The organism is Paenibacillus sp. oral taxon 786 str. D14 (assembly GCF_000159955.1).
Classification (GTDB): Bacteria; Bacillota; Bacilli; order Paenibacillales; family Paenibacillaceae; genus Fontibacillus; species Fontibacillus phoenicis.
This window is the reverse complement of the sequence record NZ_GG695976.1, coordinates 71,703-82,526: the sequence shown is the minus strand read 5'-3', so window position 1 is coordinate 82,526 and position 10,824 is coordinate 71,703. Positions and strand designations below refer to the sequence as shown.

The window sequence follows — 10,824 nt, the reverse complement described above, 5'->3', positions numbered from 1 at the left end:
CTATCAAGAAACGTTATATGAAACTTCCGAGGCTAAAATAATGAAGAGGCCCAGAGAAAGATAATATATGGATGTTACTTACTAACTGACTGTACAATATTTGATGAGAGGTGAAAGGTGGAATATTTTTAAATAAACATTGAATACTTTGGAACAAAGAAACGAAACTATCGATCAAATACTGACGAAGTCCGTTCTCTTTATTTAATGGTGAGTACAAACGAAAGCAATATGATATGCAAACCTTGAAAACTATTTGGAAGGAACATTGCAATTACATGTCGAATTGAGTAATGATACTTTAGTCTTATTTTATATTAAGAAAATTCGGCAAGATCGACAAAATAGCGACTGAAACAAGGCCAATAAAAATCTGCTTTGAAAATGATTTTGAGTGGGTCAAGCTAAAAGATGTAGTGGAGATAGAGATCGTCTAATTGCAAAAATGATAATAAAATGTAGTTAAATAGGATTTAATTTTAAGGAGTGTATTACGAACTATGGCACTCATTGATACATACAGGACTAGCATTATGCGGAAAAAGAAAGAGGTTGCTAAATTGCAGTCGGATAAAGCTAGTGAAATAAAGAAGATATCTGATCATACAAAGAAAATATTGTCGGCAAAACAAGCTATCTCTAGAACAAAATCCTTATCTACTGTGCAATCCAAAGTCAGAGAGATAGAGCGATCGGAAAAAGCAATAGCTTCCTTAGAGAAGAAGGTCTCAGATATAGATGGTAAAATTGCTAGGAAAAATAAAGAAATCGCAGAGGAAGAACGTAAATTAAGACAAGCTGAAGAGCGTGAAGAGAAGAAGAGGTTAAAGGAGGCTGAGTCCCAAATGAAGAAGGTGAACGAAATTTTAGGTCATCATACCAAATTGCATTTGCAGACACAGCAAGCGATATTGGATTTACAGAGTGTTCCCGAAAAAATAACAGTTCTCTTTATGGCATCAAATCCTATTGATGTTCCTGCATTAAGATTGGATGAAGAAGCACGAGCGATTGATGAAATGATAAGAAAATCTGAACATAGGGACTCGGTTTCATTTGTTACAAAATGGGCGGTTAGACCACAAGATGTTCTGCAGGCAATAAATGAATCAAACCCTACGATTATACATTTTAGCGGTCATGGTTCAGAACATGGTGAAATCGTCTTTCAAAATCCACAGGGGAACGCAAAATTGGTTTCAAAGGAAGCTATTGTACAAACGATGATGAGTTCCTCGGATTCAATAAGACTTGTCTTTTTTAATACATGTTTTTCATACGGACAAGCCGAAGCAGTAGTTGAACATGTTGATGCCGCAATAGGAATGAACACATCAATTGGTGATGATGCGGCTAGAGTTTTTGCGGCGCAATTTTATTCGTCTATCGGTTTTGGCCTATCTTTACAAAAGGCATTTGAACAAGCTAAAGCGGCACTTATGCTTGAGGGGATTCCTGAAGAGACCACACCCGAGCTATATGTTAAAGAAGGACTAGATGCTAACGAAATTATTATTGTTAGACCGCAATGATTAATTGGTTTTAAACGGGGCGGTCTTTTGTACTCCCTTTCGATTTTTTCTTTATTACGAAGCTCACAAATAGATTTTCTTTTAGGCTTGGCTTAGGTACTCCAAATTAATCGATTTCACGTCGTGTCTACACGTCAAACACACCCCACCTTTTGTTAAAGATGAGGGCTGAAATATATGGAAATGATTTAAACGCGCGACACGTTATCGGAATAGATGAGGACCATGGCATCAATCTATCCAGTGCCTCCGGATCCTTCGGGTCTGCTAGCTGCGGGAGTTGCTCGAACAGATATTTCAGGTACTGAAATGGATTTAGATGGTTTTCTTCTGCCGTTTCAATGACGCTGTAGATAATATCTAATGCAGTACAAAATACAATTAGTTAAAAAAGTTTGGGATTATTACCATTAAATTTACCTTCAGTTAGTGAACAAGATGAGATTATCCGTATATTGGGTAATTTTTTGCTAAGAAACGTAAAGACATGAATTATATAATATCATTGATCAGATAGAAGGCATAAAAAAATCCATCCTCTCCCTTGCTTTCCGTGGAGAGCTTGGCATGAACGATGAAACAGATGAACCAGCTCTTGAATTATTGAAGAAAGTGCTCGTGAACTATTGATATTGGTGCTGAAAGTTACATTGATTTGGGGACGAAATGGGACACGAGTGATCGCGTCCCATTCAAATAGATATATTGAGAATTTTTTCATCTAATTGTTTACGTTATCTTCAATTTCATTAGAAGAGCTACTTTGTCTTCTTAAGTTTTGTACTGCACTAAATAGATTTTGTTTGTTCTTTGCGTCGCTCCACTCATCCCAAAACTTTACCGAACCAGAGTTGGGTTCATACTCAGGTTTTTGAATCTTAATTCTGCTTGGTAATAGACATGCATCGCCAACCACAATTGCCTCACCTACTCCTAATGTAGGGAGTTGATCTTGTATTCCGCCGAGATTTTCTGGGAGCAAATTAGAAACAGCACTTTTATCTGATTGATTAGATAACCTGAGAGCTACAACATTGTTACATTGACTCATGACCGTTGTATTAAGTTCTGATGGTCGTTGGCTAATAATGAGGAGACTTACACCATACTTGCGGCCTTCCTTTGCTATTCTTTCAAAATGAGTCAATGCCCTTGCTTCCGCAGCATCAGCTGCCATACGATTTGGTAAATATAAATGAGCTTCATCGCATACTAGAGCGATAGGATGTCGATTAGTGCTATCCGACCATTGTTGGACTTGGAAAATTAATCTGGCTACTAAGCTAAGAATAATTGGCAAGATATCGGAAGGAACCTCACTGAAATCAATTATTTTAACACCCGGATTGTGTTCTCCATTAGCTTTCATTAACTTTTCTACTAAAGAATCCAAATAGTTCACAGCGAGTTGTTCTTCCTTAAGGGAAAACAAGAAACCGTGTCTACGATCACTTCTTTTTGAGGCGAGTCTAGGTAAAAATCTGTTGAATTTTCCGTTAAAGGGACCGTTAACTTCTCTACCTGTTCCTGGATTTGTGACTCTAGCTTCGTTGAGTTCTGTTAACTCTGTTACTACATCATCGAGGCTATATGGAACAGGACTATCAATTGTGAATGTTTCTAACTCCTTTTGCATGTTTGCATTCTGAAGTACTTTTCTTTTCGCATTTACAACGGCATTACTGAAAGCCATCGCTTGATTAGGGGCATTTTCGTCACTTCTGTCTAGGATAAGAGCGAGCATATCTTCATAACCAAGCAACCAATAGGGTAGAAACAATACGTCACTTTTTGGGTTGTCTAGATCGGCTGGTCCTGCAATTCTATACCTTGTAATGTGAGGATGAGCTGATAAGGGCTCATATTCACCGTGTAAATCAAACACGATCATATTAGAATGCGTTAAGCTCGCGACTTGTTCGACAATTCTAGCCACGGTCCATGACTTTCCTGAACCTGTTGAACCAACAACCATTGCGTGTCTTTGAAAGAAGGCATTCCCATCTAATATAGCCTGTGCCCCTGATGCCATAGTATATGTACCTAATGACAGCGGAGTTTTTGACTTTGCTGTCTCATCGGCAATCAAACTAGTGAATAGGGTCAAATACTCTCCTAAAAGTAAAAAGCATTTAGCGCCAATTTCAGGTAAGTTTTCTACGGCACGTGAAAATACAGGACGATCTCTACCACCACCAGGTCCTTTCAAGGTACCTAATGCGTTAACTGTGACATCATTACTAATACGAATTTCTTCTTCAAGAGCGTTGTCAGATTGGCTGTTCTGTTCATATTCCAGTCTAACTACGCGATCGATTCTTCCAATTAATCGTGTGTTAGGATCAGAAGTATGTAAAATTACGTAACCATTAACATTGACTTTTCTAAGTTGCTCTTCATCCGAAGTTGAAATATTAACGCTGTAGCTGTCAACTTTATTTACTAGCCCAATGAAATGATCTTCACTAATATCAAACAGATTTAAGTGATTCAAAATTATCAACTCCCCAAGCTTGATTTAATAACATTTTAAATGTCCAGTGTTCTGGTTGGGTTGTTTTAAAAGATTTAATCTTATCACTTATAATTTCGCTACCATGACCAAGAGTGTCTTTTTGAACAGCAACAAAATTTCTTAACTGTTGATTTTCGATTAGTTTTTTAGCATTGGCGGACAATTCCATAGCTAGAATAATTTTTGGTATAGAGTCATTACGAAGGATAGAATCAAAACTTCCTTGAATGTGCAAATCGTTAAAACCAAACCCTAAAAAAATAAGGGCTTTGCTGTTATCTAATACATGTTTCATTTCTGAAAGTACCATGTTGTATGGTTCCTGATGGGTTTCAAGATATTTTCCTATGCCAGGAGTTACAATTGTCGGGACAATATGAACCTTTCCTAACATCGGAATTAGATAATTACCCACACCTTGTACTTTTCTTAACTGTCCATCAGGTAGTCTAAACCAACTTAGTGAACCATGAGGTTTATAAATCCTCAAGTGATGATGTGTTAAGGTCACGGGTTTTCGTCCAACAAAGGATATTGTTTTCATTCGCCTATTCAATTCAGTTAAAGGAAGGGGTGAACCAATAGTTCCTTCGTCAAATCCATCCCAAACTCTCCACCCACAACTCGAAGCAGACCATTCTATTAAATGATCATAATTAGTTGTGATAATATGAATAATTTCAGTATTTGAATTTTTGAATTTTTTGAAATAACGAACAAAACCTGTAGGGTCAAGATTATTTGAAATATCAAGTAATAGTTTTTGCTCATCACTTGAAATACATGACCATGTCTGCTGTATTATTTCGCGTAGAAGAGATTTGCTGATAGCCTCCCCAGAATCTTGAAGTGCTTCTTCAAGGCCCTTTTTTTCAGTTATTAATTTTGCCTTTATTTGTTCCCATTCATGCCGTTCTTGATCTGAAAATTCCTCGGTACGTACATTTTGAATTAGATAGGTAGCCAATTGTCCCATTGTAGAAATTCCTGCACCAGCCGAAAGACCGCTCCCCACAATAAATACTGGATTCAATTTTATAGCATCTTCGATATATTGGGCATAAGGTTTTAGCATGAAAAAACCCCTTGTGTTCAACTTTATTTTTCTGAATAGTTACCAAGTTGTAATTTAAAAGGTAATTTTCGGCGTTCTTTATCAAAATCCTTCTAAAAATCTAAATTTAAAGTAAAGTTATTTTGCAGTAAATTTATTCTGCTTGTCTTATATTAATAATTCATTTCGGAATGGAAGATATATAATAGGAGAAAAGTAAAAAAACAAGATAATTTTTACCATTATATAACATGTAACAAGGAGAAGAAGTATTGATTGAAGATATTTTATTTAGACAAGGTATTTATTATCTCTCTAAAGCCGCATCACCAAGCGATGTTATGGTGGCTTGGAGCAAAATGGGTCATACAGCGATAGGAAAAAAACTGATTGTTTCCTTGGATCACTACCACAAAAGTTTATATACACCTGAGTTAGTGAGATTAATAGATGATGAGGATAGCCACTGCATTCCCTATTTTGAAAGTGAAAAACTTTTTTGCCTTGATGAAGAATTATTGTCAGATATGTTGCAGAGTGAAGATGGAAAAACACATTTCGGTGTTGACTACTCCATTGCATTTGATACTAATTATGCAAGTTACATCCATAAGTTTGTGAACAATGAATGGACTGGATTAAGCAATGAAGTTTTTTCCGTAATTGACATCTTGATTCGACATAATTTTCAGTATGATTATCTTTTTTACATGTTTGAAAATTACAAAAATACTTTTGATCCAAATGTTTCTTTTGATGAAAAAGCAATAAAAGAGAGGAAAGAAAAACTCTTTTTGAATTTGGTCAGTTTAGAGATGTTTAAAAACATTGATAACGAAGAGTATAGTAAACATAAAAAGATCCGCTATCGAATTTCAAAAACAGAAGCGTATTTAATGGCTGACCAAATTTATAATGGAATTTTTCATTCCAGCCAAGCCAAAGAGTTTCTGAATTATTTTCAAACGACCCAAAGACATATGGTTTTGCTGATAATAGGCATCATGCAAATCAAATTTGAATCCAAACTGCCGCCTGTCAAAAAGACTGAGAAGCTTTTTCGTTATGTAAATGATATTGTAGGTGTTTATTTTGAAAGAGAAATGGTTATAGCATATAAGTACTTCGTAAACAACAGTACTGTGAAAATGTTAAACAGGCTTAATCGAGGAATGAGACCAGACAAGCTGTTGCAGCTGATTGAAAATATTGCGTGGGATTTTTCTGCGCCGAGAATATTGGAGCATAATTTACTAACAATTAGCCGTGGAAGATATTTCATACCATTCTTTTTAAGTAATGATGCCCAGTTGCGTGAGATGCTGCGCTTATACCAGGTAAAAGGGATAATCTTTCAGGAAGAGAATTTATTTTACGTTCCTTTTACTCGTGAAAATGTAGGCGATTATTTTCAGAATCAAGGTTGTGATATTGATAAATTTTTCCTTCCGGAAGCAAATGTAAAAAGAAGATCTGTGCATGAGTATGTTAGTGAAAATATTGAAAGTGTAATCAGGGAAGAATTTCAGAAACTCTTGAAAATATTAGATTATTAGAATTGATATGTGTGAAAGAAAATAATTTAATACCAGTATGGAAACAGTGACCAGGCGGAATCTAGACTTGAACAGGTTACGTTCTTTTTTTCCTTTTTTATGTCACTTCATGGGTGTGAAAAAACGATTCCGGTGTTGCAAAATTGCTGGAATCGGTACTGAACCAAATCTTACAGGCGCAGATGACGGAACAATTGGAGGCACAGCGTTATGAGCGTACCGAAAACCGGCAAGGTTACCGCAACGGCTCCTATCCCCATCAACTGCATACGCGTATTGGCACGATTACGTTGAGTGTGCCGCGTATCCGTGGCGGAAAGTTTACAACGGAGCTGTTTGCCCGTTACCAGCGCAGTGAACAAGCGCTCATTTTGACGAGGATGGAGATGGTCGTCAATGCGGTTTCCACGCGCAAGGTGGCTCAAGTAACGGAAGAACTGTGCGGTACCGAGTTCTCCAAATCCACTGTAGCCGATCTGTGCAAGCGTCTGGACCCGATCGTAACGGCTTGGAATCATCGTCCACTTTCTGACAGCCGATTTCCCTTTGTCCTCGTTGATGCGCTGTATTTGAAGGTGCGGGAAGACGGACGTGTTCGCAATCGCGGCGTGATGCTCGCCGTTGGCGTCAACACGGACGGGTATCGGGAAGTGCTGGGCCTGATGCTCGAAGACACGGAATCCGAAGAAAGCTGGACGGAGTTCTTCAACTGGCTCAAGTCCCGCGGACTCCGTGGCGTGGATCTGATCGTGTCTGATGATCATGGCGGGCTGGTTCGCTCTATTCGCCAACAATTGCAGGGCGTGACCTGGCAGCGGTGTCAGACGCACTCTGCGCAACGTGCTGGATGCCTCTCCGAAAGCCCTGAAGGATGAAATCCACACGTATGTACGAGCGATCCTGGAGGCGCCCAACCCGGAAGCGGCCCGGTTGCTTTTGCAGCAGACGCTGGCGGCTTACGAGGACAAAGCGGCGAAGGCGATGCGGATTCTGGAAGCTGGTTTTGACGATGTCACCGCCGTTTTGAGCCTGCCGGAAAAGTACCGTAAGCGCTTGAGAACGACAAACAGCGTAGAACGTCTGAATGAGGAAGTTCGCCGCCGGGAACGCGTGATTCGCATTTTTCCCAACCGGGAATCCGTCATTCGACTCATCGGCGCGCTACTCATGGAACAGGACGAGAAATGGGCTTCCGGCAAGAAGTACCTCGATATGGTCGAATACCTAGAGTGGCGTGAAAGCCGGCCAAAATCTGTCTCGAAAGTAACCCGAATCATGTAGCCCATTCTAGACTGAGGGATTTTACACATAATTTTGGACTTGATCTCGCTTGCGACATTAAAGAATCAATCATCAAAAAAAATGACCTTCTTTTTGTTTTCTCCGTTTATGGATTTAACATGAAAAAGATCTTGTTCTTCAGGTTTTGATTCCTGCTTCTGGCATCCAATGGCCACGATAAGAATCAAGACGATGAGCAATAACCGATAATCCTTTCCGAGGTGTTCGGCAGCAGCCATACCAAAGCTGCAGAAGCGTTGGCTCAAAGCATTTCGCTATTGGAACCGTCGGTTCATACGCAAATTGTCGAATTGGGAAGGACACTCCATCCGGCCACAACTGAGATTGACGTCAAGGAATGCCAGCTCCCGGTGTAGGCGGGAGAAGAAAAAATTTGCAATAGGAAACCGACATTTTCGATTCGTTCTCATTAAATCTATTCAGAGGATTTATCGGAAGTACAGGTTGGTCGCTCGTTTGCTTTCCGGGCAATCAAGAAATGCTTGATGTACCCGAATCCCATCAGTTTCTTGCGATTCTCGTCCCATATGCGGAAGTTAAGCGATTTCAGGCTTGATAAAATGGTAATCGGCGCAACATCCTGGAACATCGTATTTTCTTTCTGAACGCGGTCCAGGTAGTAGTTCGGCACCCGGGGGCTCAGGTGGTGAATATGGTGAAAGCCGATGTTTCCCGTAAACCAATGCAGAACCTTTGGCAGCTTATAGAAGGAGCTTCCGCTCAGAGCCGCGCTCAAATGATCCCATTTATCGCCTTTTTCAAAGTAGGTCCCTTCAAACTGGTGTTGGACGTAGTACAGCCAGAAGCCGGCCAGACTGGAAAGCAGAAAGATCGGTCCCTGAACCAATAAAAACGCTTGCCAGCCGATTGTCCAACAAAGCAGCCCGGCGACAGCGGCGATTCCAAGATTGATGATGTAGGTATTAAGACGTTCCTTCATCCGGGCTCCCTTCCGGTTAAACCGGTATTCAATGAGGAAAACATAGGTGGGACCGAGCACGGACATAATCAGGGGGTTTCTGTACATGCGGTAAGCCAGCCGCTTCAGCCGCGGCAACGCCAAATATTCCTCCACAGTCAACGTCCAAATGTCTCCCATGCCGCGCCGATCCAAGTTGCCGCTGGTCGCGTGATGGACCGAATGGCTGCGATGCCACTGATGGTATGGACAGCAGGTTAAGATTCCGGCAATCGTTCCTAATACCTCGTTGGCGGTGCGGTTGGCAAAGAAGGCGCCGTGGCAGCAGTCATGGAAGATGATGAAGATCCGGACCAACAAGCCGGCTGCCAGAACAGCCGGAATCAAGGCAAGCCAATAAGACACCGAAAGGCTCCAATAGGCAGTGTACCAGAGCACAAAGAAAGGTACAAAGGTATTCACGATTTGCCAAATGCTCCGTTTCAGGCTCGGTCTTTCGTAAGGTGCGATAATTTTGCGCCAGCTTTTCTTCACGTTGTGATCGATCGCCAAAACTCCTCTCGCTGATTCAATAACTGAAATCATCAAAGCGTGTGCGAGGCTGAAGGGGGGCAAGGGGAATTTGTCCAAATTAACAATGAGCTAGTAGGAAATATAGGATTTAGGTCGAAATATAAGAAGTAAGGATGTTCGAGGTATCAACTGGAAAGATAATAAGTTTAATGTAGCATGGAGGCTTCCTTAGCCGATGACCTATCAGAAAGTGAACATTTCTTCAGAAGATGATATCTATTTTGCGTTAAGTACCGTTCGTCATTTTATGAAGCAGCTCCCTTTTTCCGAGGCAGATCAACAGAGAATTTATGTGAGTGTTTCGGAGTTGACCCGAAACATTTTGGATCATGCTTGCGGCAAAGGGATTTTTTATTGTGAATTAATCGATCAGGGAATCCGTTTTACAGTGACCGATGAAGGGCCGGGAATTCCCAATATTAATGAAGTGTTAAATGGAAAGAAGGGATCGTCTTCCTGTGGACTAGGACTCGGATTATCCGGTGTGAAGAGATTAATGGATGAATTTCAGATTGAGACTTCGACGAGAGGGACGAAAATAGTTGCAACCAAGCGGACAGGAAAAAACTAAAAAAGCAACTCAAACGGACGATACATTAAGCCGTCTTGCTTCCATAGGTCAAATAGCGGCGGGAATTGCGCACGAAGTGAGAAATCCATTAACAGCAGTGAAGGGATTTCTACAATTACTGCAAAGGGAGGTTTCCCATAGTTATTTAGATTTTGCTTGCTCGGAATTGGAACAGGCAATCTCTACGTTACAAGATCTATTGCAGGTTTCTAAGCCCGACTTGGAAGATGAGTCCTGTATTGCGATTAATCTTTGTTCGGAATTAGAGTCTTTGCTTTATTTGTTTCAGGATCAAATCTATCGGGTTCAAATTGCAAAGAAATTTCGCAATAGTGATGAAATCATTTATGGGAAAAGAAATCAGTTAAAGAAAGCGTTTTTTAATCTCTTGAAAAATGCTTTTGAAGCCATTCCCAATGAAGGAACTATTACCATCGAGCATTACCGTGTGGGCGACATTATTTATGTTATCATTTCGGATACAGGTGTAGGGGTACCTAAAGAAAAGCTTCAACTGTTAGGTACCCCTTTCTTTACAACGAAGGATGAAGGCACGGGAATGGGGCTAACTCAGGTCTATTCGACCATCTACCAACATGGAGGTACAATCGATGTAAAAAGCAGAGAAGGAATCGGAACCACATTTACCATTCAATTTCAAACAAAATGATCGAACAGATTGGAGCGATGGATTTGGATCTGCAATATGTAAAAGGTCAAAGCTTTAAAGAATATTTTTTGCTGAACCAGGATCGTTTTAATGAGTTGTTTACTGCGGAGACCCGAGATACGATTCAATTAG

7 protein-coding genes and 2 pseudogenes are annotated in these 10,824 nt (G+C 40.2%); 5 read left to right on the top strand and 4 right to left on the bottom strand.

All coding sequences use genetic code 11. The features are described from left to right. Positions 1–500: 500 nt before the first annotated feature. Positions 501–1,532 carry a CHAT domain-containing protein gene (locus tag POTG_RS11235; RefSeq protein ID WP_009224949.1) on the top strand — a complete coding sequence of 344 codons (1,032 nt, stop codon included), beginning with the start codon at positions 501–503 and terminating at the stop codon, positions 1,530–1,532. Between the two features lie 127 nt (positions 1,533–1,659). On the opposite strand, the pseudogene POTG_RS23200 reads toward POTG_RS11235, so the two are convergent. The 3 genes and pseudogenes from POTG_RS23200 to POTG_RS11225 form a co-directional block, all read right to left on the bottom strand. Then, positions 1,660–1,890 (bottom strand): annotated as a pseudogene (locus tag POTG_RS23200) (transposase domain-containing protein); the annotation flags it as partial. 363 nt (positions 1,891–2,253) lie between these two features. Further along, on the bottom strand, positions 2,254–4,026 hold the full coding sequence (locus POTG_RS11230; RefSeq protein ID WP_009224948.1) for an ATP-binding protein: 1,773 nt from the start codon (positions 4,024–4,026) through the stop codon (positions 2,254–2,256). Beyond that, the gene (locus POTG_RS11225) at positions 4,004–5,122 is read right to left on the bottom strand and encodes an SIR2 family protein (RefSeq protein WP_009224947.1); all 1,119 of its coding nucleotides are present in this window, start codon (positions 5,120–5,122) and stop codon (positions 4,004–4,006) included. The genes POTG_RS11230 and POTG_RS11225 overlap by 23 nt, the downstream gene beginning before the upstream one ends. Before the next feature lie 251 nt (positions 5,123–5,373). Between POTG_RS11225 and POTG_RS11220 the strand changes: the two genes are divergently transcribed. After that, positions 5,374–6,657, top strand: coding sequence for a hypothetical protein (locus POTG_RS11220; protein WP_009224946.1), 1,284 nt, complete (start codon positions 5,374–5,376; stop codon positions 6,655–6,657). A 125-nt stretch (positions 6,658–6,782) separates the two neighbouring features. Continuing rightward, positions 6,783–7,938, top strand: a pseudogene (locus POTG_RS11215) (IS256 family transposase); the annotation flags it as partial. Between the two features lie 436 nt (positions 7,939–8,374). Here POTG_RS11215 and POTG_RS11210 read toward each other — a convergent pair. Then, on the bottom strand, positions 8,375–9,430 hold the full coding sequence (locus POTG_RS11210) for a fatty acid desaturase (RefSeq protein ID WP_009224944.1): 1,056 nt from the start codon (positions 9,428–9,430) through the stop codon (positions 8,375–8,377). A 196-nt stretch (positions 9,431–9,626) separates the two neighbouring features. Between POTG_RS11210 and POTG_RS11205 the strand changes: the two genes are divergently transcribed. Together POTG_RS11205 and POTG_RS11200 are read left to right on the top strand one after the other, a co-directional pair. Further along, a complete protein-coding gene (locus POTG_RS11205; RefSeq protein ID WP_009224943.1) occupies positions 9,627–10,022 on the top strand; it encodes an ATP-binding protein in 396 nt (131 codons plus the stop codon). Beyond that, positions 9,994–10,692, top strand: coding sequence for an ATP-binding protein (locus POTG_RS11200; RefSeq protein ID WP_009224942.1), 699 nt, complete (start codon positions 9,994–9,996; stop codon positions 10,690–10,692). Before POTG_RS11205 ends, POTG_RS11200 begins: the two co-directional genes overlap by 29 nt. The last annotated feature ends 132 nt before the right edge of the window (positions 10,693–10,824 follow it).